The organism is Marinicauda algicola (assembly GCF_017161425.1).
GTDB lineage: Bacteria > Pseudomonadota > Alphaproteobacteria > Caulobacterales > Maricaulaceae > Marinicauda > Marinicauda algicola.
In genome coordinates this window covers 2,105,033-2,130,197 of record NZ_CP071057.1, presented here as the reverse complement: position 1 = coordinate 2,130,197, position 25,165 = coordinate 2,105,033, and the positions used below count along the sequence as shown (strand labels likewise).

Sequence of the window (25,165 nt, the reverse complement as noted above, 5' to 3'; positions counted from 1 at the left end):
TTCTCCCTCAGGCCGATTTCAGCGCTGCGGCGCGTACGGTTGCGCGCCCCTGGACGCGCTCGTCGCCCGACCAGGCCCGGCGCATGTCCATGATATCGGCGAATACCGCGGCGGCCGTCGGCCAGCGTCCGGCGCCCTTGCCGTAGAGCGCGCGGGTCCGGCCGGCGGCATCGGTGAGCACGAAGCGGTTCTCCTCGTTTCGCGCACCGGCAAGGGGATGACCGGCGGGAACCGTTTCGACGCTCACCGACGCCTCGACGCGGCCGCCTGCGAGGCGGCAGCGGCCGATCTGCTTGTAGACGAGCCCCCTGGCGGCCGCCTCGGCGGCTTTGTCGGCAGAGACCTCGCTCAGGGACTGTTTGGTGATGTCATCGGGCGGCAGCGCGACGCCGAAGGCCTCGCGGATCAGGATGGACAGCTTGTCGGCGGCGTCGTGGCCCTCCACATCCGCGCTTGGATCGGCTTCGGCGAAGCCCAGGCGCTGGGCCTCGGCGAGCGCATCGCCGAATTCGCTACCGGCGGCGAGCCTGTCCAGGATGAAGTTCGCCGTCCCGTTCATGACGCCCTCGATCGAGGCGAGGCCTGCCGATTTCAGTGCCGCGACGTGCTCGATCACCGGGACCCCGCCGCCGACCGCGGCCGAATAGGCCAGGCGGCCGGACTCGCCGCCGGCGTGCAGGGCGTCGTAATGGCGCGCGACCGCGGCCTTGTTGGCGGTGACGACGCGGGCGCCGGCCGACAGCGCGCCCTGCATGATGGCGGCCGGGCCATCGGCCCCGCCGAGCAATTCCACGACGAGGTCGGGCCCGCCATCGAGGGCCTCGCCGATCAGGGCCGTGAAGGCGGCCCGCGGATCGTCGCGCCGCCTGGAAGGGGTGCGCACAAGCACCGGGTTCAGCTCGAACAGCTCCGGATGGCCGCGCAGGTAATCGAGCACGCCCGACCCCACGGCGCCGCAGCCCAGCAGAGCGACGCGCATCGGCCCGCGATGGCGCAGCCGGCCCGGGCTCGCCGGGCCCGGTGCGATCCGCGTCGCCGCGCCCGCTCCCATGGCTGCGACCTCGATGACGACTCCGCCCGCGCGGGCAGCCTCGATCGCCTTGGGCTGGATCAGGCCGCGGCTGGCCTGGAGCGCCGCGTCGTAATCGAGCGCGTCATAGCGGGCAGCCTTCGGATTGACGGCCGGATCCTCGCTGTACACGCCATCGACATCCTTGATCAGCCGCACCCGGTCGGCCCCGGTGCGCGCGGCGAAGAAGACCGCGGTCAGATCGGTGCCGCCGCGCCCCAGCGTCGCCGCCCCGTGGACCGCGTGCCCTGCGGTGAAACCCGGCACGACGAGCGCATCCGCATCGTCCAGCGCTCTCTCGAGCGCGGCTTCATCGAGAGCGCTGAGGTCGGCGTCGAGCGGATCGCCCTGTGCCACGAGACCGATTTCGTGGGGGTCGAGCACGCGGGTACGCACGCCGAGCCGGGCCAGCTCCAGCCCCATCAGGGCGGCCGAGCGGTATTCGCCGAGCCGCACGAGGCGGGCGGTGTCGGCCGCGCTTCCGCCGAGCGCCTCGGCCTGGCGCAGCAGCGCGTCGGTCTCGCCTGCGATAGCGGAGACGATGATGATGGCCTTCTCCCCGGTACGGATATGGCGATAGGTCTCCGCGCCTGCGGCGCGGAAATCGGTCTCGCACGTCAGCACCGAACCTCCGAATTTGATGACGCTAAGGCGCGATGCCTTTTCGGGGTCTGCAAGGGCGGAAGCCATGACGAATGTCCTTTCGTCTTCCTGTCTGGTTTCGCCGGCGGGTTGCCGGACATGAAAAAACCCGCTCGCCGGGGTCGGGGAGCGGGTCTGGATCGGGTTTGTCTTTCGAGTGTGAACTCAGCCCGTGCCGTACCGCCCCCCGTTCGGGAGAAGGGTGGTGATCGTCACGGTAATGGTGGCGACACGCTGCGCGCACGGGAGCGCCGGGGCCGGATCACCGGCGCCGTGAATTCCGCAGAGATCGAGCGGCGACATCGCCGTCATGATCGTCTCCCGTTCACGCTGCACCTGCGCAGCGCACCCGCAAAAACTGCGGCTCTTTTCCAGGATACGTCAACCAGCGTCCTGTTGTAAAAATGCAACATTCGTCCATCGCGAAAGCATCTCATGCAGTACAACATACTGTAACCAATAAGAGAAAAATTTTTTCTCCAAATCTTGCATTTTCCCTGTTGCCGCCAATCCGCTTTCCGACATACGGTTTTCAACAGATCGGTTTTGCTCGCAAGCGCAGCAAGACCGCATTTCGTTCGCGGCCCCTCGGGCGCGAAGGACGACGAGTTCAGGACCGACACCGCCATGCGCGACACGAAGACTCTTGCGATCGACCCCAGCGAACGGCTCGCCGCCGTCGCGCTGGCGACGCTCGTCCTTCTTGTCGTGCTTATTACCTCCATAACCGGAGCGGCGGCCCCTGTCTGACGGAAACGATCAAACCAGACACACAGGACCCCCGCTCCACCCGGAGCGGGGGTTTTTCTTTGTCTCGAAGCCAAACCCGCGAAGGACCATACCCATGACCCGCATCTACACCGACGACGACGCCGATCCCCGCGCCCTGGAGGGGCCGGTCGCGATCATCGGCTATGGCAGCCAGGGGCGGGCCCATGCGCGCAACCTGCGTGATTCCGGCTACGAGGTCATCGTCGGCGCCCGCCCCGAAGGCCGCGCCGCCGAGGGCGCGGCTCGGGACGGTTTCGAGACGGTCAGCCCGCCCGGGGCGGCGCGCCGGGCGCGCTTCGTCGCGCTGCTCACCCCGGACATGACGCACAGGGAGGTCTACGCCGCGATCGAGCCGGAGCTCTCGCCCGGCGACGCCTTGATGGTCGCACACGGCTTCTCGGTTCACTATGGCCAGATCCGGCCGCGCGCGGACCTGGACGTGGTCCTCGTCGCACCCAAGGGGCCGGGCGACCTTGTGCGCCGCGAATACGAGATCGGACGCGGCGTTCCCAGCCTGTTCGCCGTCCACCAGGATCAAAGCGGTACGGCACGCCAGAAGGCGCTGGCCTATTGCCGGGCCAATGGCGGCACGGCCGGTGGCACGATCGAGACCAGCTTCGCCGAGGAGACCGAGACCGACCTGTTCGGCGAGCAGGCGGTCCTGTGCGGCGGGGCGAGCGAGCTGGTCACCGCCGGCTACGAGACGCTCGTCGAGGCCGGATACCAGCCTGAGATCGCCTACTTCGAATGCATGCACGAGCTCAAGTTGATCGTCGACCTGATGTATGAGGGCGGGCTTTCGCGCATGCACGACTTCATCTCGGAGACTGCCAAGTATGGCGACCTGGTCTCCGGGCCGCGCGTGATCAACGCCGAGACCCGCCAGCGCATGCGCGAGGTTCTCGCCGACATCCAGTCAGGCGCGTTCGCGCGCGACTGGGTGCTCGAGAACCAGGCAGGCAAGCCGAAATACGACGCCCTGCTGCGCCGTGACCTGGAACAGCCCATCGAGAAAACCGGGGCACGCCTGCGTGAACGCATGGCCTGGCTGCAGCCGGGCGCCAATGCCGGCCAGGCCTGATCCTCAAGCCGGAAGAGAGACCCACACCATGACCGCTTTCGCGACCGCCGCCCAGACAGGGACCGCTCCGGCCAAGACCGGTGCGCGCCTCGTCGTCGAAGCGCTGGAGCGCGAGGGCGTGCGCCACGTCTTCGGCTATCCCGGCGGTGCGATCATGCCGGTCTACGATGCCCTGCCGGGCTCCAGCCTGCAGCACATCCTGGTGCGTCACGAGCAGGCCGCGGCCTTCGCCGCGGATGCCTATGCAAGGGTGACCGGCGAACCGGGCGTCTGCCTGGCCACGTCCGGTCCGGGCGCGTCCAACCTGATAACCGGCATCGCCAATGCGTTCATGGACTGCGTGCCGATGGTGGCGATCACCGGTCAGGTCCCGCGCAGCCTGATGGGTACCGATGCCTTCCAGGAGCTGGACGTATTCGGCCTGACACTGCCCATCGTGAAGCATTCCTTCCTGGCGCGTTCGCCTGAGGAGATTCCCGGCATTTTCGCCGAGGCCTTCGCGCTGGCCAAGAGCGGGCGCCCGGGCCCCGTCCTGATCGATCTGCCCAAGGATGTCACCCAGGCCGAGGCTGCGCTCCCGCCGGCCGGGCCACCGGCCGTGCCGGAAAGCCCCGCGATGCCCGCAGCGGCGGCGCTGCGCGCTGCCGAGGCGATGATCGAGGCGGCCGAACGCCCGGTCCTGTATATCGGCGGCGGCATCGCGATTGCCGGGGCCGAGGCGCAGCTGCGCGCCTTCCACGCACGCACGGGGCTGCCCGCCGTGGCCACGCTGAAAGGAATCGGCGCGCTGGCGACCGATACGCCCGGCTATCTGGGCATGCTGGGCATGCACGGCACGCGTGCCGCCAATCTTGCGGTGGACGGCTGCGATCTGCTGATCTGCGCCGGAGCGCGGTTCGACGACCGCGCGACCGGTCGCCTGGACAGCTTCGCCTCGAGGGCGAATGTGATCCACATCGACGGCGATCCGGCCGAGATCTCCAAGCTGCGCCGGGCCGATTGCGCGCTGGCCGGCGATGTCGGCGCGATCCTCGAGGCGCTGCATCCGGCCCGGCCCGATATCGACCCCTGGCGCGAGCAATGTGCGCACAATGCTGGCCTGCACGCCATGCGCTACGACGCGCCCGGCACCGGCGTGTTCGCGCCGGCGCTGTTGAAGGCATTGTCCGAACGGGCCGGAGACGATCTGATCGTCAGCTGCGATGTCGGCCAGCACCAGATGTGGGTCGCCCAGCACTGCCGCTTCGTGCGCCCGCAGGCCCATCTGACCAGCGCCGGGCTGGGCGCCATGGGCTACGGCATCCCGGCCGGTGTCGGCGCGCTCTTCGCCGAGCCGGACGCCACCGTGATCACGGTGACCGGCGACGGCTCTGTCATGATGAATATCCAGGAGCTGGCGACGCTGCGACGCTACCGGCTGCCGCTCAAGATCGTCCTGCTCGACAATTCCCAGCTCGGCCTGGTGCGCCAGTGGCAGGAACTCTTCTACGAGGAAAACTTCTCCGAGGTGGATCTCTACGACAATCCCGATTTCGCCGAGATCGCTCGCGCCTTCGGGATCGAGGCCTTCACCCTGGACCGGCGCGCCGACGTGCCCGCCGCGATCGAGCGCCTGCTCGTCACATCCGGGCCGATCCTTTGCCACGTGCGTATCGACCCGCGCGAAAACGTCTGGCCGCTGGTGCCGCCGGGCAAGTCCAATGCCGAAATGATGGAGGCGTGACCATGACCGACACGATCGAAATCGCCTTTCGCCCCGCCGAGGGCAGCGTGCTTCGCCTCATCGGGCTCGTCGAGCGCCGCGGCTTCGAGGTGCGCGGTCTCGACCTGCCGGCCATGCGGCCGGACGCCGACGCACGCCTGAAGCTGTCGGTGCGCTCACGCGAACCGGGCCGGAGCCTGGAGACCCTGGGCGCCCAGATCGCCAGGACCCATGGCGTGATCGGCGTCCAGACCCGCCCCGCGCAAGCGATCGCGGAGGGCGCGTCATGACCGGCACCGTCAGAATCTTCGACACGACGCTGCGTGATGGCGAACAGGCGCCTGGCTTCTCGATGACCGAAGCGGGCAAGCTGGCCATGGCCCATGCGCTGGCCAGGCTCAACGTGGACGTCGTCGAGGCCGGGTTCGCCGCAGCCTCGCCGGGCGATTTCCGCGCCGTCGCGCGTATCGCCGCGGAGGTCGACGGGCCGGTGATCTGCTCGCTCGCCCGCGCCACGCGCGGCGACATCGAGGCTGCCGCGGCCGCGCTCGAGGCTGCGCCGAGAAAGCGCATCCATGTGTTTCTCGGCACCAGTCCGCTGCATCGCGAGCACAAGCTGAACATGAGCCCGCAAGCTGTCCTCGAGCGGATCGGGACGATGGTGGCCTTCGCCCGCGAGCACGCCGAGGACGTGGAGTTCTCCGCCGAGGACGCGATCCGCACCGAGCGCGGCTTCCTGGTGGAGGCGCTCTCGATCGCGGCCAGGGCAGGCGCCACCACGCTGAACGTACCCGACACCGTCGGCTATGCGACACCGGAGGAGATATACGAGCTCTTCTGCAGTCTGAGAAAACAGGTCGAGCGACCGCGCGGCGTGATCTTCTCGGCCCACTGCCACGACGATCTGGGCATGGCGGTGGCCAACTCGCTGGCCGCGGTGCGCGGCGGTGCGCGCCAGATCGAGTGCGCGGTGAACGGGATCGGCGAGCGGGCAGGCAATTGCGCGCTGGAAGACGCGGTGATGGCGCTGCACACGAGGCGTGACGCCTTCGGCCTGACGACGGGCATCGACACTCGCCAGATCATGGCAGCAAGCCGGACCCTGTCGCAGGTCACCAATACCCATCCGCCGCGCAACAAGGCGATCGTGGGCGCCAATGCCTTCGCCCACGAGGCGGGCATTCACCAGCACGGCGTGCTGGCCAAGCGGGAAACCTACGAGATCATGAAGCCCGAGGATGTCGGCCTGGCTTCGAACGCGATCGTGCTCGGCAAGCACTCGGGCAAGCATGCACTGGCCGCGCGAGCGCGGGAACTCGGCTGGACGCTGGAGGGCGAGGCCCTGGAACAGGCCTTTGCCGCCTTCAAGGCGGTGGCCGACGAGGTCGGGCTGGTAGACAGCGCGCGGCTCATTGCCATCCTGGAGGGCGAAGCCGAGGGTACGCCGGCCAATCTGTGGGCTCTCTCCCGGCTGGAGATACGCGCACCCATCGCAGCCAACGGCCAGCCGATCGCCCGGGTCGAACTGGACCATGGCGAGCGCGGACGGGTCACCGACCTGGCCCATGCGCCGGGCGCACTCGATGCGGCCTTCCAGGCGGTCAGCCAGATCATGGACATGCCCGCGCGCGTCGAGGCGATCGAGATGCAGTACATCGCCGCCGATCCCGGCGAGCCCGCCGAAGACGGTCAGGGCGCCGATGTTCTCGTGGAAATCCAGATCAGCGCCGCGCACGGCAGCTTCGCGGGACGAGCGCGCGGGCGCGACATCATCCCCGCCTGCGTCAGCGCTTTCATCGACGCGCTGAACAATGCCTGTGCCGTGAGGCGGCGGCGCAAGGCTCTCTCACCGGCTGCCGCATAGGAGACCCGTCATGGCCATAACAGAAGTCGACACGATCTGGGCGAACGGCCGGCTCGTCGGATGGGCGGACGCCAAGGTCCACGTGCTCACCCATGCCCTGCACTACGGCACCTCGATGTTCGAGGGCATCCGTGTCTACGACACGCCGGACGGGCCGGCCGCATTCCGGCTCACCGACCATATCGGCCGGATGGCGGATTCGGCACGTATCTACAGTCTCGACCTGCCCTACTCGGCCGGGGAAATGATCGAGGCCTGCAAGCAGGTGGTGCGCGCGAACGCGCTGTCCTCGGCCTATCTCAGGCCGATCGCCCTGGTCGGCTACGGGTCGATCGGAGTGGTTCCGGCATCCGGTACGCCGATCGACGTCTATATCGCCGCCTTCCCCTGGGGCGCCTATCTCGGTGACGAGGCGCGCGCCAAGGGCGTGGATGTCTGCGTCTCGTCCTGGAACCGGCTTGCCCCGAACACCACCCCGACCGGCGCCAAGGCGGGGGGCAATTACCTGTCCAGCTACCTCATCTCGCGCGAGGCGAAATCGCGCGGATATGCCGAAGGCATCGGGCTGGACGTCGACGGCCGCCTGTCCGAGGGCGCGGGGGAAAATCTGTTCCTGGTCAAGGACGGGCGCCTGATCACGCCGCCGGCGGCCTCCTCCATCCTGCAGGGCATCACGCGCGACAGCGTGATCAAGCTCGCCCGCCGCGAGGGGATCGAGGTGATCGAACAGCCCCTGCCGCGCGAGATGCTCTACCTGTGCGACGAGGCCTTCTTCACGGGCACCGCCGCGGAAATCACGCCGATCCGCTCGGTCGACGACAAGCCGACGCGCGCAGCCGGAGCCGGGCCGCTCACCCGCCTCGTCCAGGACCGCTTCTTCGGCCTGTTCGATGGCAGCACCAAGGACGACTGGGGCTGGCTGGAACCCGTCGCCGACCGATCAACCGATGCCCAGGAGGTCCGCCATGACCGCGCCGTCGCCGTCTAGAACGCTGTTCGAGAAGATCTGGGACGCCCATCTGGTCGCCCCGCAGACCGGATCGGCCCCGGCCCTTCTCTATGTCGATCTGCATCTGATCCACGAGGTGACGAGCCCGCAGGCCTTCTCCAAGATCGAACGGCGCGGCCTGAAAGTGCGTCGCCCCGATCGCACCTTCGCCACGCTCGACCATTCCACGCCGACAACGCCGCGCTTGCCCGGAGCGCCGCCGACCTATGCCAGCGAGGCGGCCAGAAAGCAGGTCGAACGCCTGGAAGACAATTGCGCGCGGCACGGTATCGAGCTGGCCGGCTGGGACAGTGCGGACCGCGGTATCGTCCACGTCATCGGCCCCGAACTCGGGCTGACACAGCCCGGCATGACCATCGTGTGCGGCGACAGTCACACCTCGACCCACGGCGCGTTCGGCGCGCTGGCCTTCGGGATCGGCACCACCGAGGTCGGCCATGTGCTGGCCAGCCAGTGCGTGCTGCAGCGCAAGCCCAAGACGATGCGCGTCACGGTCGACGGGGTCCTTCCGCGCGGTGTCGCGGCCAAGGACCTGATCCTGGCGATCATCGCCGAACTCGGCGCGGGCGGGGCGGCCGGTCATGTCATCGAATATGCCGGTCAGGCCATCGAGGCGTTGTCGATGGAACAGCGCATGACGGTGTGCAACATGTCGATCGAGGCCGGCGCGCGAACCGGCCTCATCGCCCCGGACGAGACCACCTTCGCTTGGCTGGACGGGCGCAGGCACGCGCCCAAGGGCGAGGCGTTCGAGGCGGCCAAGGCGCGATGGCGGGCGCTGCGCTCCGATCGCGATGCCCGGTTCGATGCCGAGGTGCGGCTGGATGCGTCGAAGCTCTCGCCGATGATCACCTGGGGAGATTCCCCGGACATGGCCGCGCCGATCCATGCCTCCGCGCCGAGCGGCGAATCCTCGGACGGCGCGGGTGCGCTGGCCTATATGGGGTTTTCACCCGGCGAAGCGCTGCTGGGCGAGCCGGTCGACGTGGTCTTCGTCGGTTCGTGTACCAATGCGCGGCTGTCAGACCTGCGCGAGGCGGCGGCGATCCTGGCCGGGCACCACGTCAAGCCTGGCGTTCGCATGCTCGTCGTGCCGGGATCGCAGGCGGTCAAGCTGGCCGCGGAGGCGGAGGGCCTCGACGCGGTCTTCAGGACCGCCGGGGCGCAATGGCGCGAGCCGGGCTGCTCGATGTGCATCGCCATGAACGGCGACAGCGGTCAGCCGGGCGAACTCGTGGTGTCGACCTCGAACCGCAATTTCGCGGGCCGGCAGGGCCGCGGGGTACGTACCGTGCTGGCCAGCCCCGCCACGGCGGCGGCCTCGGCCATCGCCGGCGCGATCGCCGATCCGCGCGGAGTGCGGGAGGTCTGTCATGCGAAATGACGCCAGGCGCACCACAAGCTCGCGCGCCATCGTGCTGGCCGAGCCCAATATCGACACCGACCAGATCATCCCGGCGCGCTTCCTGACGACCGTCGATCGCGACGGTCTGGCACAGGCGTGTTTCGCCGACTGGCGGCTCGACGCCAGCGGCGATCCGGTCGGTCACGAGCTCGACCGGGGCCGCGAGCAGGGGCGTGAATTCCTGGTCGCGGGCGAGAATTTCGGCTGCGGCTCGTCGCGCGAACACGCGGCCTGGGCGTTGCTGGACTTCGGGATAAGGGCCGTCATAACCACGCGCGCGGCCGACATCTTCAAGTCCAACGCGCTCAAGAACGCGCTTCTCGTGGTCGAGGTGGAAGAAGCCTTCCACGCCCATCTGTGCACGCACGATGTCGAGATCGAGATCGATGTCGCCGGCGGAACGGTCCGCGCGGACGGGCGCGAGGCCCGCTTCGATCTCGAGCCGTTCGCGCGCACCTGCCTGCTCGAGGGCACCGACGCGCTCGGCCACATACTGGGCCAGGAGGACGCGATCGCCCGTTTCGAGGCGGTGCGGGTATCATGACGCGCCATCGCATCCTGCTCTTGCCCGGCGACGGCATCGGACCGGAAGTGACCGCCGCGGCGCGTCAGTGTCTGGAGGCCGTGGCCGCCGGCTTCGATCTGTCCTTCGCCTTCGACGAGGCTCCGGTCGGCGGCGCCGGGATCGAGGCATGCGGCGAGCCGCTGCCCGCCGAGACGCTTCACCGCGCCAGGACCAGCGATGCGGTCCTGCTCGGCGCGGTCGGGGGTCCGGCCTGGGATGCCGCGCCCCGGCGCCCGGAGGCCGGCCTGCTCGCCCTGCGCAGGGGGCTCGGCCTGTTCGCCAATCTGCGCCCGGTCAAGGTGTTCGAAGGTCTGGAGGATCTCTCGCCGTTGAAGCGCGATCGCGTGGTCGGCGCCGACCTGCTCATCGTGCGCGAGCTGACCGGCGGGCTTTACTTCGGCGAGAAGCGCGAGGGCGAGTACGAGGCCTTCGACGGATGCGCCTACACCAGGGAGGAAGTCGAGCGCATTGCGCGCGTCGCGTTCGAGGCGGCCGGCCAGCGACGAGGCCGGGTGACCTCGGTGGACAAGGCCAACGTTCTGGCGACCTCGCGCCTGTGGCGCCGTACCGTCGAGGACCACGCGCAAGCATGGCCGGAGATCGCGCTGGATCATCTCTATGTCGATGCGGCCGCCATGACGCTGGTCACGCAGCCGGCACGTTTCGACGTCGTCCTGACCGAGAATCTGTTCGGCGACATCCTGTCCGACGAGGCGGCCGTGATCGCCGGCTCGATCGGTCTGCTGGGCTCGGCGAGCCTGGGCGCCGGCGGACCGGGCGTCTTCGAACCGGTCCATGGCAGTGCGCCGGACCTTGCCGGGCGCGACATCGCCAATCCGGCTGGCGCGATCGCCAGTGCGGCCCTGCTGCTGCGCCATGGGCTGGGCTTGCCGGGACCCGCGCAGGCATTGGACGCCGCGCTTGCCGATACGCTGCGGGCCGGCGTGCGCACTCTCGATCTCGGCGGAGTGACCAGCTGCACACGCTTCGCCGCATCGGTCTGCGAGCGGCTGGATCGAGCGGACCGGCTGGCGGACCGCAAAGCCGTCGAGGCAGGGATGGTCTGGACCGGATAAGGCGGTCGCGCCGGCGACACACCAGCCTCGCGCGCTCCCGCCGTGCCGACGCAGATCACGCCTCGCTCCCAGCGAGGCGACAGGGTATTGCGGTCTCATGACAGCCGCGCTCGACATCTTCCTTGCCACCCATCCCGGCCTCGAGCCGCTTCTGGCCGGCGAACTCGCCGAGGCGGGCTTCGCCGGGCCGCGCGTGGAGGCAGGCGGGGTGACGGTGCGCGGGGGCTGGCGCGAGGTCTGGCGCGCCAATCTAGAGATCCGCGGGGCGAGCCGCGTCCTGGTGCGCCTGGACAGCTTCCGCGCGGTTCATCTCGCCCAGCTCGACAAGCGCGCCCGCAAGGCCGGCTGGGCCGGCGTGCTGCGCCCGGACGTGCCGGTGCGCGTGGACGCGGTCTGCCGGGGCTCGCGGATCTACCATTCCGGGGCCGCCGCCGAGCGCGTGGCCACGGCCATCACAGAGACGATCGGCGCGCCGGTGCGCCCGGACGCGGCGCTGCGGGTCCTGGTGCGCATCGAGGACGATCTCGTCACGCTCAGCCTCGACACCTCCGGCGAGCTCCTGCACCGGCGCGGCCACAAGCAGGCGGTCGCCAGGGCGCCCCTGCGCGAGAGCCTCGCGGCGCTCTTCCTGCGCGCCTGCGGGTACGAGGCCGGCGAGAGCCTCCTCGACCCGATGTGCGGCTCGGGCACCTTCGTGATCGAGGCAGCCGAGATCGCTGCCGGCCTCGCGCCGGGCCGCTCGCGCGCCTTCGCGTTCGAGCAGCTGGCGAATGTCGATGCCGAGGCCTGGGCGCAGATGCGCGAGGCCGGCGGCAGGCCGGCGAGGACGCCGCAGGCGCGCTTCTTCGGTTTCGACCGGGATGCTGGCGCGATCCGCATGAGCGGGGAGAATGCCGCGCGCGCGGGCGTGGCCGCGTTCACGCGCTTCGAGCGCGGGGAGTTGCGGGCGCTGCGCGCGCCGGATGTTCCGCCGGGTCTCGTCATCGTCAACCCGCCCTACGGCGCGCGCATTGGCGAGCGCAAGGCGCTGATGCCGCTCTACCGCACGCTCGGCGCGGTTCTGCGGTCGGGCTTTTCCGGCTGGCGAGTGGGGATCGTCACCAGCGACACGGCGCTGGCGAAGGCGACCGGCCTGCCCTTCGCCGAGCAGGGCCCGCCGGTCGATCATGGCGGGCTGAAGATCCGCCTGCACCGCACCGCGCCGCTGCGCTGAGGGCGTTCGGATCAGCGGGCAAGATCGAGGATCAGGACCGAGCGGGCCGGCACGGCGAGCGGCGCGGCGAGATCGACCGGGGCGCCCGTGATCGCGTCCACGGCGCGTGCGTAGCCCGCGAGCGCCTCGCGATAGCGCTGCGGGTCGAGCGTGTGACCGGTGCCCGCCTTGTTGATCGCGACGAGCACGCCTTCCTCGGGCAGGCGACGGGCATAGACATAGACCGCCTGCGTGCCGTGCCGCTCAAGCGGCGCGAAATGGATGAGATCGCCGGAGTGGACGGCGCGCGCGGTGCGCCGCCAGGTCAGGAGCCGGCGCAGCCAGTCCTGCATTGCGGCCGCCTCCCGCGCCAGCCCCTCCCCGGTGAAGGCGTCCGCCGCATCGCCGGCCCAGCCGCCGGGGAAGTCGGCGCGGATCTCCCCGTGGTCGCCCGGGCTTGCATTGGTGAAGAGCAGCTCGGTCCCGTAGAGGATCTGCGGGATGCCGCGCGTCGTCAGCAGCACGGCGAGGGCCATCTTCGTCAGCGCCTCGTCCTCGCCGAGCTGGGTGTGGATGCGGTCGAAATCATGATTGTCGGCGAACACCATCAGCGCGTTCGCATCGCCGTAGAGCCGGTCGTTGATCATGAACTGGTAGAGCGTGATCAGCCCGCTGTCCCAGCCGTCCTGCTCGCGCAGCGCCTCGCGCAGGCGCCATTGGAGGGGGAAGTCCATCAGGCTGCCCACGCCGGTCTGGCCGTCCGGCGCGACCGGCGAGCCGGACTGGAAGGGCGCGATCACGGCCGGATCGAGCGCCCATTCCTCGCCGACGATGCCGAGATCGGGATATTCGGCGAGGATGCGGTCGAGGAAGTCCTCCAGGAACGCCCCGTCGGAGAAGGCGTAGGTGTCGAGCCGCAGGCCGGACAGTCCCGCCTCCTCGATCCACCAGATCGTGTTCTCGATCAGATAGCGCGCCAGGCGCGGCTCGCTGTGGTCGAAATCGGGCATGGTCGGCGCGAACCAGCCCTCGACGAAATCGGCCCGGTCGGCCTCGGCCGCATACGGGTCGTGGATCGTCGTGTGCTGGTGGGTGGAGGGCGTGAACACGCCGCGATTGTTGAACCAGGACGGGCTCGGCGGGTCGGTGAACAGGAAATGGTTCGAGCCGGCATGGTTCAGCACCACGTCCTTGACGAGCCCGATGCCGCGTTCGCGCGCCAGGCGGGAAAGCTCGGCATAGAGCGCGTTCGTCCCCAGGCGCGGATCGACGCGGTAATGATCGGTGATGGCATAGCCGTGATAGGAATTGCGGGCCTCGGCGTTCTCCAGCACCGGATTGAGCCAGAGCTGGGTGAAGCCCATCGCCTCGACATAGCCCAGACGGTCGATGATGCCCTGGATGTCCCCGCCATGGCGCCCGCCCGGATCGTCCCGGTCGAGCCCGTCGACATAGCCCGCGACCGTGTCGTTGGACGGATCGCCGTTGGCGAACCGGTCGGGATAGAGCAGGTAGACGGTGTCGGTGCTGTCGAAGCCTTCGCGTGCGGCCGAGCCCGGTGCGCGCGTCTTGAGCTCCCAGCTCCGCTCCAGGGTGGAGCCGTCCGGTGCCGTGAAGCGCAGGACGACCGGGCCGGGCCCGGCGCCTTGCGCGATCTCCAGGTCGAGGAAGAGATAGTTCGCGTTTTCGGCCGTCTCGGCACGCACGAGGCGCACGCGCGGGTCCGCGATCGAGGCTTCCAGCCGTCCCGCCTCCTGGCCATAGACCAGCAGCTGCACGCCCGGTGCCTCGAAGCCGGTCCACCAGTGGGGCGGATCGATGCGCTCGACCGATTGGCCACGCGCCCCGGCTGAAGCCGTGAGGACGAGGAGGAGGGCGAGCGCGAACCGCATCCCGGACCGCGCGCTATTTCAGCTGCGCCGCGGCGCGGGCGTTGGCGGTGACTGCGTCCCAGTCGCCGGCCTCGATCATCGCCCCGGTCGCGATCCAGGAGCCGCCGACGCAGGCGACATTGGGCAGGGCGAAATACGCGGGTGCCGTCTCCCGGCCGATGCCGCCGGTCGGGCAGAAGACGAGGTCGGGCAGCGGGCCGTGGAGGGCCTTGAGATAGGCGATCCCGCCTGCGGGCTCGGCGGGGAAGAATTTCAGCGCGCAGAAGCCCTGTTCGCGTGCGGCCATCGCCTCGGAGGCCGTGGCCACGCCGGGAAGCGCCGGAATGCCGGTCTTCGCGAGCGCCTCGCCCAGGCCCGGAGTGAGGCCGGGGCTGACGAGGAAGTGGGCGCCTTCCTCTGTCGCGCGGCGGGCCTGGTCCGGCGTGCGGATCGTGCCCATGCCGACGACGAGGTCGGGCGCCGCATCCTGCATGGCGTGCATGGCCTTGAGCGCGGCGGGGGTGCGCAGGGTCAGTTCCACCACCTTCAGCCCGCCGGCATGCAGCGCCCGGGCGAGATCGCCGGCGCGCGCATCGTCCTCGACGGTGAGCACGGGAATGACCGTGGCGAGGTTCAATATCTCTTCGAGGGTCATGCGAGGCCTCCGGCTTCGGCGATGGCCGCCGCCCCGATCAGGGCCGCGGTCTCTGTCGTGACGAGATGGACGGGGACCGCCTCGGCGTAGCGTGTCATCGGTCCGCGCCGCTGGAAACGCGCCAGGAAGGCGCTGGTCTTCAGGACGGGCAGGACTTTCGGCGCGATGCCGCCGGCGATGAAGACGCCGCCACGGGCCCCGGTCATGACTGCAACGTCCCCGGCATAGGCGCCCAGCGCGGCGCAGAACAGGCAGACGACCTCGCGGCTGACCGAGCCGGCATCGGCGAGGGCTTCCTCGGTGATGTCCTCCGGCCTGTGGCCGGGCCAGGCAATGCCGCGCAGGTGACACAGCGCGCGATGGATGTTGACGAGCCCGCGCCCGGAGAGCAGGCGCTCCCAGGAGACATAGCCGTACTCGTCCGCGATGAAGCGGCCGACCGCGATCTCCTCCTCGGTGCGCGGTGCGAAGCCGGCATGGCCGCCCTCGGTCGCCACGATCACCATGCGCCCGCCGGCTGGGATGACGAGCCCCAGTCCGAGGCCCGTGCCCGGCCCGAGCACGGCGATCGGCGCGCCGGCCATCGGCTCGCCGGCATTGAGCGTCTCGCGCTCGCCGGGACGCGTCAGCGGCGCGCCGCGGGCCTGGGCGGCGAAGTCGTTGACCGCGAGCAGGCTGTCCAGACCGAGATCGGCTGCGAGCGCTTCCGGGTCGAAGCGCCAGGTCGAGTTGGTGAGCTTGACCTTGCCCGGCGCGATCGGCGCGGCGACCGCGAAGCAGGCCCGGAGCGGGCGCGCGCCCTCGCAGCTTTCCAGGTAGGCATGCGCGGCGTCGCGGAGATCCTCGAAATCCTCAGTTTTCAGCCGGCGCGCCTGTTCCACGGCAAAGCCCTTGGCCGCGCTTCCCGTCACGATGGCGAAGCGCGCATTCGTCCCGCCGATATCGGCGACGAGATAGGCCGTCCTGCTCACGCGCCCTCCGCGACCAGCGCTTCGGCCCGCTCGGCGCGATCGAGTTCGCGCATGAAGAGCGCCCCCTCCTCGGCAGGCGTGGCGAGCTTCCTGAAGCCGGCGAACAGTTCGCGGCCCATGCCTGTCTGGGCGTGGGTGAGGTCGGTACGCGCCAGGTCGCGCACGTCCCATTCGGCGGGTTCGACGAGAGCCTCGAGCGTGCCGGCGGGCGCGTCGAGCCGGATGACGTCGCCGTCGCGCACCTTGGCCAGCGCTCCGCCGTCGAGCGCCTCCGGGCTGACATGGATGGCGGCGGGCACCTTGCCGGAGGCGCCCGACATGCGCCCGTCGGTGACGAGGGCGACCTTGAAGCCGCGATCCTGCAGGCTTCCCAGCGGCGGGGTCAGCTTGTGCAGTTCCGGCATGCCGTTGGCCTTCGGGCCCTGGAAGCGGACCACGGCCACGAAGTCTCTCTCCAGCTCGCCGGCCTTGAAGCGGGCGAGGAAGTCCTCCTGGCTCTCGAACACGATGGCCGGGGCCTCGACGACGCGATGGGGCGGCTTGACCGCGGACACCTTGATCACGCAGCGCCCGATATTGCCGGTCAGAAGCCGCATCCCGCCATCCTTCGCGACCGGGTCGGAAACCGGGCGCAGCACGTCGAGGTCGGCGCTTTCCTGCGGCGCGTCGCGCCAGGCGAGTGTGCCGTCTTCGAGGAACGGCTCCCTGGCGTAGTCCGACAGCCGGTCGGATCCGAGCGTCAGGACGTCGCCGTGCAGCAGGCCGTTGTCCAGCAGCTCGCGGATCAGGAAGGCCATGCCCCCGGCGGCGTGGAAATGGTTCACGTCCGCCTCGCCGTTGGGATAGATGCGCGCAAGCAGCGGGGTTGCCCTGGACAGGTCGTCGAAATCGTCCCAGTCCACGATCAGCCCGGCCGCGCGCGCGATGGCGACGAGATGGATGGTGTGGTTCGTCGACCCGCCGGTGGCGTGCAGCCCGACGATCGCGTTGACGATGGCGCGCGCATCGATCGACCGGCCGAGCGGGCGGTAGTCCTTGCCCAGATGGGTGATCTTCGCCGCACGCTGCGCGGTCGCCGCGATCATCGCCTCGCGCAGCGGCGTTCCGGGATTGACGAACGCCGAGCCGGGCACGTGAAGGCCCATCACCTCCATGAACATCTGGTTGGAGTTCGCCGTGCCGTAGAAGGTGCAGGTGCCCGGGCTGTGATAGCTCGCGCTTTCGGCATCGAGCAGCTTGTCCCGGCCGATCTTGCCTTCCGCGTAGAGTTGGCGGATGCGCGCCTTCTCCGCATTGGGAAGCCCCGAGGGCATGGGCCCGGCGGGCAGGAAGAGCACCGGCAGATGGCCGAAGCGCAGCGCGCCGATGAGAAGGCCCGGCACGATCTTGTCGCAGACGCCGAGGCAGATCGCCGCGTCGAACATGTTGTGCGACAGCGAGACCGCCGTCGACAGCGCGATCACGTCGCGCGAGAACAGCGACAGCTCCATGCCGGGCTGGCCCTGGGTGACTCCGTCGCACATCGCCGGCACCCCGCCCGCGACCTGGCCGGTGGCGACCACCTCTCGAAGTGCGGCCTTGATCCGGTCGGGATACTCGCCGAGCGGCTGGTGGGCGGAGAGCATGTCGTTATAGGCCGTCACGATCGCCACGTTCGGCCATTTCAGGTCCTTCAGCGCCGGCTTGTCCGCCCCGCTCGCGGCGAAGCCGTGGGCGAGATTGCCGCAGGAGAGCACCTTGCGGTGCGGGCCCTCGGCCGCCGCGGCCTCGATCTGGTCGAGATAGGCGGCGCGCGTCTTCGCGCTGCGCTTCTCGATTCGATTTGTGACCTGTTCGATCGTCGGGTTCAGGGGGGCGGACATCGAGCGTCCTTTCTCTTGCGGGCGGCCTCAGGGGCACCAGTGGGTTTCGAGACGGGCGCGCTCGTCGCGGATCAGGGCGCGCACCGGCATGTCCTCCACGCGCCCGGGACCCTGCGCGGTCTCGAAGGCGCGGCGCTTGTCCTCGCCCTTGATCAGCAGGATGAGGCGCCGGGCATCGGCGAGCGCGGCGCGCGTCAGGGTGAGGCGCTCGGTGAACGGGCCGGTGACCTCGCTCTGGCGGGCGGTGATGGCGGCCGTCAGCGGCCCTCGCGCGGCGATCGCCTCCTGCAGCCCTGCCGCGTGCGGGAACCAGGAGGCGGTGTGCCCGTCGGGGCCGAGCCCCAGTATAGCGAGATCGAACGGGCGTGGCACGGCCGCGACGCGGCGTTCGGCCTCGTCCCGGCCGGCCTGGGGCGTGGGATCGGGGGTCTTCAGCCCCACGAAGCGCGCGGCCGCGGCCGGGCCCTGCAGCAGGGTCTTCCTCACGAAGGTCTCGTTCGAGCCGGCAAGGCCGGGATCGACCCAGCGCTCGTCGACGAGGACGACCGTGACGCTCGCCCAGTCCAGCGGCGCGGCCGACAGGGCCTCGTACAGCGCCTTCGGTGTCGAGCCGCCCGAGACGGCGAGGCTCGCACGTCCGCGCTCGCGCAGCGCCGCGGCGAGGGCCTCGGTCACGCTCTGCCGCACCTGCGCCGTCATCGTGCGGGCGTCGGCGTGTGCGGTGAACGGGCCTATGAGGCTAAGTATCGAAGCCATCGAACCATTCCCGTCCGTCGCGCTCGAGCAGCAGGGCAGCCTGGGTCGGCCCGTCCGTACCGGCCGCATAAGGGTAGAGCTCGCTCTGGCCGTCCTGCCAGGCGGCGATGACCCGGTCGGTCCAGCGCCACGCCGCCTCCACCTCGTCGCCGCGCATGAACAGGGCGAGATTGCCGCGCACGACGGCCATCAGCAGGCGCTCGTAGGCGTCGGGATAGTCCTTGGTGAAGGTCTCCGCGAAGGAGAGGTTCAGCGGCACATAGCGCAGGCGCACTCCGCCGGGGCCCGGATCCTTGGTCATCAGCATGAGCTTGACCCCCTCGTCGGGCTGCAGGCGGATGACGAGGCGGTTGGGATGGGGCCGGCCGTGATCGGCCGCGACGACGTCGTGCGGAACCTGCTTGAACTGGACGATGATCTCGGAGCGGCGCTCGGCCATGCGCTTGCCGGTGCGCAGGTAGAAGGGCACGCCGGCCCAGCGCCAGTTGCCGATCTCGGCGCGCAGGGCGACGAAGGTCTCGGTGCGGCTCTTCGCGCCGAGTTCCTCGGAATAGCCGGGGACCGGCTCGCCCTCGATGACGCCGCCCCTGTACTGACCGCGCACGACGGATCTTGCGACGCTTTCCTGGGTGACCGGCTTGAGCGCGCGCAGCACCTTCAGCTTCTCGGTGCGCACCGGATCGGCGTCGAGGCTCGAGGGCGGCTCCATCGCGACCAGGCACATCAGCTGCAGGAGGTGGTTCTGCACCATGTCGCGCAGCGCCCCGGCCGTGTCGTAATAGCTGGCGCGCCGGCCGGCTCCGACCGTCTCGGCGACGGTGATCTGGACATGGTCGATCCCGTTCGCGTTCCACAGCGGCTCGAACAGGAAGTTGGCAAAGCGCAGGATCAGGAGATTCTGGACCGTCTCCTTGCCGAGATAATGGTCGATCCGGAAGATCGAATCCTCGGGGAAGACCTCGCCGACGCGCCGGTTTATCTCGCGTGCGGAGTGGAAATCGTGCCCGATCGGCTTTTCCAGAACGATGCGCGAGCTTGCCGTGCGAAGGCCGTGCTTCGCGATCGCGCCGCACACCGGACCGTAGAGCGAGGGCGGCAGGGCGAGATAGAACAGCCGGATCTTGGACTCCCCGCCCGCCAGAGCGGCCTCCAGTTCGCCCCAGCCGCTGCCCCCGTCGGAGACGTCGACGGCGACATAGTCGATCAGCCTGGCGAATTTCGCGAAGGCCTCGCGGCGCTCCGCGACGGTGCCGTCGGGGGCGACGCGCGCCGCGGTGAGCGCGCGGAACTCCTCGGCGCTCATGGCGTCGCGGGCCGCGGCCACGATCCGGCTCTCGGCCGGGATCTGCCCGTCGCACCAGCGGTGGAACAGCGCGGGCAGGAGCTTGCCCTGCGCCAGATCGCCGGTTGCGCCGAAGATGACGATGTCGAAGGGCTGGACGGGGACGAGTTCGGCCATCACCAGAACACTCCGTAGATGAGGGCGAGGATGGCGATGATCGCGATGCCGGCGACGTTGAAGCCGCCGGTGGTGGCGAAGCGGATGCCGGAGAGGTCGACGGGCCGGTCCTCGCGCGGGGCCGGAGTGATCAGCGAGACGATCACGCCCAGGGCCAGGCACGCCAGGAAGACGATCCAGATCCGGATCACGAAGGGCAGCTCCAGGCTGCCGTTTCCGGCCATCAGCCAGAACACGAAGGACAGCCCGACCGATCCGGCCAGGACGCCGAACGCGCCCGGCGTGTTCATGCGCTTCCAGAAGAAGCCGAGCAGGAAGACCGCCACCACGCCGGGCGCGATGAAGCCGGTATATTCCTGGATCGTCTGGAAGGCGCTCTCGAACCCGCCGAGGAAGGGCTGGGCGAGCAGCAGGGCGATGAGGATCGCGGCAAAGGCCGTGATCCGCCCCACGAGCACGTAGTGGCCCCGCTGCCCGTTCGGGCGCAGGGCCCGGTAGATGTCCATGGTGAAGATGGTCGAGATCGAGTTCATCATCGAGGCCAGCGAGGAGACGATGGCCGCGATGAGCGCGGCGAAGACCAGGCCGCGCAGCCCGCCGGGCACCAGCGTCATCAGCACGCCGTAGGTGGAATCCGGCCGCGCCGCGAGCAGGGCCGGGTCGAGCCGGCCTTCCTGCGCGAGATACAGCGCCGCGATGCCGGGCACGACCACGATGAGCGGGATCAGCAGCTTGAGGAAGGCCGCGAAGGCGAGGCCCTTGCGCGCCTCGTCGAGCGACTTCGCGCCGAGCGCGCGCTGGATGATGTACTGGTTGAAGCCCCAGTAGGAGAAATGCAGCACCCACAGCCCGCCCAGCAGCGTCCAGATGCCCGGCAGGTCGCCGTAGCTGGCATGGTCGCGCGGCAGGATCATCTCGAAATGGCCGGGCAGCTCGGACAGGAGGATGGCGAAGCCGGCCACCGGCCCGCCCCCGTCCGCGACCAGGGAGAGCGCCACCCAGGTGATCACCGCCCCGCCCACGATCAGGATCACGACCTGGATGATGTCGGTCAGCGCCACCGCCTTCAGCCCGCCATAGAGCGAGTAGATCACGGCAAAGGCCGCGAGCGCCGCCATGGCCGGCCACACCGCGAGCCCGGTCAGCCCGTTGATCGCCAGCGCCCCGAGCCAGAGCACCGCGGTCAGGTTCACCGCGGTGTAGAGCACGATCCAGAACACCGCCATCACCGACTTGACCCCCGACCCGAACCGCTGGTCGAGGAATTGCGGCATGGTGTAGATCTCGCGCTTCAGGAAGATCGGCAGGAAGAATTTCGCCACGACCAGCAGCACGATGGCGGCCTGCCACTCGTAGGCCGCGATCGCCAGGCCCACGACATAGCCCTGACCGGACTGGCCGATGATCTGCTCGGCCGAGATGTTCGCCGCGATCAGCGAGGCCCCCACCGCCCACCAGGGCAGGGCCCGGCCGGCCAGGAAATAGTCCTGGCTGTCCTTCACGTGGCCCGCCTTCTCACGGCTCACGAAAAGCGCAAGCGCAACAAGGATCACCGCATACGCCGCAACGATCGCAAGATCGAGAAATTCCAATGCCATGTCTGCCGCCCCTCCCCGGGCGCCGAGGCTTGCCCTGCCTCACTCGCCGGGCGTGTCGAGCACGAGCACGCGCCAGCCCCACGGCTCCAGCGCGAGGGCGGTTGTCGCGCCGACCTCCAGGCGCTCGCCGGAGAACCGGTCGGTGTAGGCGCCGTGATGGGGGCCCGTCCCGAACGTGACCTCGCGGGCCTCGCCGGACAGGTTCAGCACGACGAACACGCCGCCTTCCATGTTGCGCCGCACGAAGCTGAGCACGCGCGCGGGCGCGGAGTTGGGCACATCGACCATCTTCGCCCCGGCCGAGCCGTTCCAGAGCGCGCTCGTCTCCTCCTTCAGGGCGAAGAGCGAGCGGTAGAGATCGCCGATCGGATGTTCGCGCCACTGGATCGGATCGCGCTCGAAGAAGGCGAGGCGGTCGGTGTTTCCCGCCTCCTGGCCGTTATAGATCATCGGCAGGCCCTCGCCGGTGACCGAGAGCACGATCGCGGCTTCCAGCATCTCCCCGAAGGCCTCGAACTGGGTGGCCTCCCAGGCATTCTTGTCGTGGTTGGACACGAAGACCATGCGGTAGCCGTCTTCCGGCCAGGTGTTGTGATGATCGTAGAAATACCAGCCGCGGATCGCGCCGGCATCGGCGCGGCCCTGCGCGATGTCGTGCATCCGGTTCCACCAGCTCCAGGCATAGGTCGCATCGAAGGCGTGCGCATGCAGGTCGCGGGTCTCCCACTCGGCCAGCATGAAGACCGGCTTGATCGCGTCGAGCTCGGCGCGCACGTCCTCCCAGAAATCGAGCGGCACGAAGCCGGCCACATCCGCGCGGAAGCCGTCGAAGCCCACCTCGCGCACCCAGAAGGCCATGGCATCGCTCATGTATTCGCGAAGCCCGGCGTGCGAATAGTCGAGGTCGACGACGTCGCTCCAGTCGGTGCCGGGCGGGGGCTGCATCTCGCCGGCCCAGTTGCGCGAATACCATTCGGGATGCTCGGCGACGAGCGGGTTGTCCCAGGCGGTGTGGTTGGCGACCCAGTCCAGGATGACGTGCATGCCCAGCGCGTGGGCCTCGTCGATGAAGGCTTTCAGCTCGTCCAGCGTGCCGAGTTCGGGATTGACGCCGGTGTAGTCGGCGATGGAGTACGGGCTGCCGAGCGGGCCCTTGCGGTTGACCTCGCCGATCGGCTGGACCGGCATCAGCCAGAGTATGTCGACGCCCAGCCCGGCGAGGCGCGGCAGCTCGCCGGCGGCGGCCGCGAACGTCCCCTCGCGCGTGAACTGGCGCGTGTTGATCTGGTAGATCACCGCATCGCGGGTCCACTCCGGGTGGGTCACCTGCACGTACGGTTCGGGCGTGTGGGGCGGGGCGGCGTCGGCCAGGGTACGGGCCTGCTCCTCATCGGCCGAGCAGGCCGCGAGGGCGAGGCCTGCCATCAGGCTCGTCCATCTCGGATCGATCATTCTCGCCTCCCCGTCGCGATCAGGCGCGCGTGTCCCGCAGAATCCGGCTAGCCTATCGACACCCTAAGCCAGGAACGACGGGCATGGTAGAGGAAACTTGCGGAAATTTCCAAGAGGTGGCCCGGCCGGCGCGCGCTTGTACAATCCTGTCCTGTTAGGGACAATTGATCGGCCGCGAGATCGGGCAAGGCAGGCGATGACCGCCAGATTGCAGAGATTTTCAGTCGCCGGTGCCGCCGGGAGCATCCGTCCGTGAGCGGCTATGTCGTCCACCGCATCGGCCGCGAGGGCGCGCCGGTCGTGGTCGTGGACGATTTCGCGGCCGAGCCGGAACGCCTGGCCGAGGCCGCTTCGGCCAGACCGTTCTCGCGCAACGGAATTCACTATCCCGGCGTGCGCGCCGCGGCGCCTTCGGCCTATCTCGGCGAACGGATGGACCTGATCAGGCAAATCCTTGTCGAGGTGTTCGGCGCGGTGCGCGGGGCGGTGCTCGCCGAGTGCAATTTTTCCCTTGTCACCCAAGACCCTGCGACCCTCACCCCGATCCAGCGCCTGCCCCATTTCGACGGGGCGGACGCGGGCAGGATCGCGGTGCTGCACTATCTGTGCGGGCCGCAAATGGGCGGGACGAGCTTCTACCGGCACGTCTCGACCGGGTTCGAGACGATCACGCCGGACCGGCTCTCCGCCTACGACGCGGCCCTGCGCGCGGACGTCGCGCGCGCGGGGCTGCCGGACGGTTACTTCACCGCGCCCTCGCCACTGTTCGAGCCTATCTTCACGCTACCGGCCCGCTATAACCGGCTCGCGGTCTATCGCGGCATCTCGCTGCATTCGGGGGATATCCCGGAGGGGTTCGCCTTCGATCCCGATCCGCGCACCGGGCGGCTGACGGTGAACACCTTCCTGCAGGTCCGGCCCTAGTGTCCGGCCAGCAGGAAGGCGAGCTGGTCGCCCGCGCGGGCGCGCCAGGACGCCTCGTTGTGCGCCGCGCCCTCATAGGTCCGGACAATGAAGTCCTCGCCTTCGGAAAGGCCCTGGGCCAGGAGCCAGTCGCGGATCGCCGCATGGCCGGGACCGTAATTCGCATCGAGCGTCTGCGTGCCGTGATCGAAGAACATCCGGACATTTGCCGGAATTTGCGCGCCCGCCTCGATCTCGGCGATGAGATAGGGTTTGTCCGGACTTTCCAGGACCGGCCCGCCCTCGAGCCCCAGGAAGTCGCGCGCCATCGCCGGGCTCAGGGGCACGTGGGTCGAGACGCAGCCGCAGGCGCCGAAGACGTCCGGATATTCGCGCACCAGGTATTGCGAGATCAGCCCGCCCATCGACGAGCCCATGGTGAAGGTGTTCGCGGGTCCGTCCAGCGTGCGGAAGGCCGCGTCGACGCGCGGCCTGATCTCCTCCACGATCATGCGCGCGTAGTCCGGCCCGCCGTGCCAGGGCGAGAGCTCGTAGCCGCGCCGGTTCGTGCTCCAGATGCCAACCACGATGGCGGGTCCGTGAAGCCCGGCCTCGACATTGGCCATCATCGCCTCGTCGATGCCCCAGTCGGTGCCGGTATTGGCGATGCGCGGGTCGAACAGGTTCTGACCGTCATGCATGTAGAGGACCGGGTAGCGCTTCTCCGGCTCGGCCTCGTAGCCTGGCGGCAGCCAGATCGAGACGTGGCGGGTGGTCTCCAGGAAGGCCGAGTCCAGATCGGTCCAGTAGATCAGCGTGCCGAGCACGCCCGATCCCTGCGGGTCGGCGATATAGGCCTCCGGCGGGTGCTTGAAGTCGACGATCTCGACGCGCGCCTCGCCTGCCTCGCCTTCCGCCCTGTGGGTGAAGTTCGGCAGGACCGTGCCCGAGGGGCCGGTGCCCTCGCGGTCCCAGCTGCCGCCCGTGATCTTGAACTCGAAGAGCGTGCCTTCGGGCACGAGGACGCTCGCGCGCCGCTCGCGGCCCTCGCCGGACATCAGCAGGCCGTCCGCCCGCCAGGGGCCGAGCTCGTCCAGGTTGCCGGTGAGATAGATCTCCCCGGCCCCCTCCGGCACGGTGGCGATCACCGTGATCTGCGTCATCGACTGCTCCTGAGTCCTGCCCGGCGCCTCGGCGGGCGGGCTGCCCTGCGGGGCGCAGGCGGCCAGGAGGAGGAGCGCGGCGAGAGCGGGCTTCATCGC

General features: G+C 69.4%; 22 protein-coding genes. 11 read left to right on the top strand and 11 right to left on the bottom strand.

All coding sequences use genetic code 11. The annotated features are described in order from the left end of the window. Positions 1–7: 7 nt before the first annotated feature. Together JW792_RS10550 and JW792_RS10545 are read right to left on the bottom strand one after the other, a co-directional pair. Positions 8–1,693 (bottom strand): homoserine dehydrogenase, encoded by a 1,686-nt coding sequence (locus JW792_RS10550; RefSeq protein ID WP_241094950.1) that lies wholly within the window; start codon positions 1,691–1,693, stop codon positions 8–10. Positions 1,694–1,876: 183 nt separating this feature from the next. Continuing rightward, positions 1,877–2,023 (bottom strand): hypothetical protein, encoded by a 147-nt coding sequence (locus JW792_RS10545; RefSeq protein WP_158291595.1) that lies wholly within the window; start codon positions 2,021–2,023, stop codon positions 1,877–1,879. A 315-nt stretch (positions 2,024–2,338) separates the two neighbouring features. Between JW792_RS10545 and JW792_RS17070 the strand changes: the two genes are divergently transcribed. From JW792_RS17070 to JW792_RS10500, 10 genes are all read left to right on the top strand, one after another. Continuing rightward, positions 2,339–2,461, top strand: coding sequence for a hypothetical protein (locus JW792_RS17070; protein ID WP_277419625.1), 123 nt, complete (start codon positions 2,339–2,341; stop codon positions 2,459–2,461). A 94-nt stretch (positions 2,462–2,555) separates the two neighbouring features. Next, a complete protein-coding gene (gene ilvC / locus JW792_RS10540) occupies positions 2,556–3,563 on the top strand; it encodes a ketol-acid reductoisomerase (protein WP_192900973.1) in 1,008 nt (335 codons plus the stop codon). Positions 3,564–3,591: 28 nt separating this feature from the next. After that, positions 3,592–5,286 (top strand): acetolactate synthase 2 catalytic subunit, encoded by a 1,695-nt coding sequence (ilvG, locus tag JW792_RS10535; RefSeq protein ID WP_135995884.1) that lies wholly within the window; start codon positions 3,592–3,594, stop codon positions 5,284–5,286. Positions 5,287–5,288: 2 nt separating this feature from the next. Next, a complete protein-coding gene (locus tag JW792_RS10530) occupies positions 5,289–5,555 on the top strand; it encodes an ACT domain-containing protein (RefSeq protein WP_135995885.1) in 267 nt (88 codons plus the stop codon). Beyond that, a complete protein-coding gene (locus JW792_RS10525; RefSeq protein WP_135995886.1) occupies positions 5,552–7,129 on the top strand; it encodes a 2-isopropylmalate synthase in 1,578 nt (525 codons plus the stop codon). Before JW792_RS10530 ends, JW792_RS10525 begins: the two co-directional genes overlap by 4 nt. A gap of 10 nt (positions 7,130–7,139) precedes the next feature. Beyond that, positions 7,140–8,117: a branched-chain amino acid transaminase gene (locus JW792_RS10520; RefSeq protein ID WP_135995887.1), complete on the top strand. Its 978-nt coding sequence runs from the start codon at positions 7,140–7,142 to the stop codon at positions 8,115–8,117. Then, positions 8,095–9,522: a 3-isopropylmalate dehydratase large subunit gene (gene leuC, locus JW792_RS10515; RefSeq protein WP_135995888.1), complete on the top strand. Its 1,428-nt coding sequence runs from the start codon at positions 8,095–8,097 to the stop codon at positions 9,520–9,522. The genes JW792_RS10520 and leuC overlap by 23 nt, the downstream gene beginning before the upstream one ends. Then, positions 9,512–10,087 (top strand): 3-isopropylmalate dehydratase small subunit, encoded by a 576-nt coding sequence (leuD, locus tag JW792_RS10510; protein WP_135995889.1) that lies wholly within the window; start codon positions 9,512–9,514, stop codon positions 10,085–10,087. The genes leuC and leuD overlap by 11 nt, the downstream gene beginning before the upstream one ends. After that, positions 10,084–11,184 carry a 3-isopropylmalate dehydrogenase gene (gene leuB / locus JW792_RS10505; protein ID WP_135995890.1) on the top strand — a complete coding sequence of 367 codons (1,101 nt, stop codon included), beginning with the start codon at positions 10,084–10,086 and terminating at the stop codon, positions 11,182–11,184. The genes leuD and leuB overlap by 4 nt, the downstream gene beginning before the upstream one ends. A gap of 97 nt (positions 11,185–11,281) precedes the next feature. Further along, positions 11,282–12,397: a THUMP domain-containing class I SAM-dependent RNA methyltransferase gene (locus tag JW792_RS10500; RefSeq protein ID WP_135995891.1), complete on the top strand. Its 1,116-nt coding sequence runs from the start codon at positions 11,282–11,284 to the stop codon at positions 12,395–12,397. Positions 12,398–12,408: 11 nt separating this feature from the next. On the opposite strand, the gene JW792_RS10495 is transcribed toward JW792_RS10500, so the two are convergent. From JW792_RS10495 to JW792_RS10460, 8 genes are read right to left on the bottom strand one after another with little or no spacing between them, the layout of a single operon-like run. Next, a complete protein-coding gene (locus JW792_RS10495; RefSeq protein ID WP_135995892.1) occupies positions 12,409–14,268 on the bottom strand; it encodes a glycoside hydrolase family 13 protein in 1,860 nt (619 codons plus the stop codon). A 13-nt stretch (positions 14,269–14,281) separates the two neighbouring features. Continuing rightward, a complete protein-coding gene (gene eda / locus JW792_RS10490; protein WP_135995893.1) occupies positions 14,282–14,902 on the bottom strand; it encodes a bifunctional 4-hydroxy-2-oxoglutarate aldolase/2-dehydro-3-deoxy-phosphogluconate aldolase in 621 nt (206 codons plus the stop codon). Further along, positions 14,899–15,873 (bottom strand): glucokinase, encoded by a 975-nt coding sequence (glk, locus tag JW792_RS10485; protein ID WP_135995894.1) that lies wholly within the window; start codon positions 15,871–15,873, stop codon positions 14,899–14,901. The genes eda and glk overlap by 4 nt, the downstream gene beginning before the upstream one ends. After that, complete coding sequence (gene edd, locus JW792_RS10480; protein WP_135995895.1) at positions 15,870–17,735, bottom strand: phosphogluconate dehydratase; 1,866 nt, start codon at positions 17,733–17,735, stop codon at positions 15,870–15,872. Before edd ends, glk begins: the two co-directional genes overlap by 4 nt. A gap of 27 nt (positions 17,736–17,762) precedes the next feature. Continuing rightward, positions 17,763–18,491 (bottom strand): 6-phosphogluconolactonase, encoded by a 729-nt coding sequence (pgl, locus tag JW792_RS10475; RefSeq protein WP_158291596.1) that lies wholly within the window; start codon positions 18,489–18,491, stop codon positions 17,763–17,765. Further along, a complete protein-coding gene (gene zwf, locus JW792_RS10470) occupies positions 18,475–19,950 on the bottom strand; it encodes a glucose-6-phosphate dehydrogenase (RefSeq protein ID WP_135995897.1) in 1,476 nt (491 codons plus the stop codon). The genes pgl and zwf overlap by 17 nt, the downstream gene beginning before the upstream one ends. Continuing rightward, positions 19,950–21,548: a sodium/sugar symporter gene (locus JW792_RS10465; RefSeq protein ID WP_135997624.1), complete on the bottom strand. Its 1,599-nt coding sequence runs from the start codon at positions 21,546–21,548 to the stop codon at positions 19,950–19,952. The genes zwf and JW792_RS10465 overlap by 1 nt, the downstream gene beginning before the upstream one ends. A gap of 39 nt (positions 21,549–21,587) precedes the next feature. Further along, positions 21,588–23,000 (bottom strand): alpha-amylase family glycosyl hydrolase, encoded by a 1,413-nt coding sequence (locus JW792_RS10460; RefSeq protein WP_241094949.1) that lies wholly within the window; start codon positions 22,998–23,000, stop codon positions 21,588–21,590. Between the two features lie 252 nt (positions 23,001–23,252). On the opposite strand from JW792_RS10460, the gene JW792_RS10455 reads away from it, so the two are divergent. Continuing rightward, a complete protein-coding gene (locus JW792_RS10455) occupies positions 23,253–23,924 on the top strand; it encodes a DUF6445 family protein (protein WP_135997288.1) in 672 nt (223 codons plus the stop codon). Here the strand turns inward: JW792_RS10455 and JW792_RS10450 are convergent. Beyond that, positions 23,921–25,162, bottom strand: a complete 1,242-nt coding sequence (locus JW792_RS10450) for an alpha/beta hydrolase-fold protein (RefSeq protein ID WP_158291648.1) — start codon at positions 25,160–25,162, stop codon at positions 23,921–23,923. The genes JW792_RS10455 and JW792_RS10450 overlap by 4 nt on opposite strands. Between the last annotated feature and the right edge of the window lie 3 nt (positions 25,163–25,165).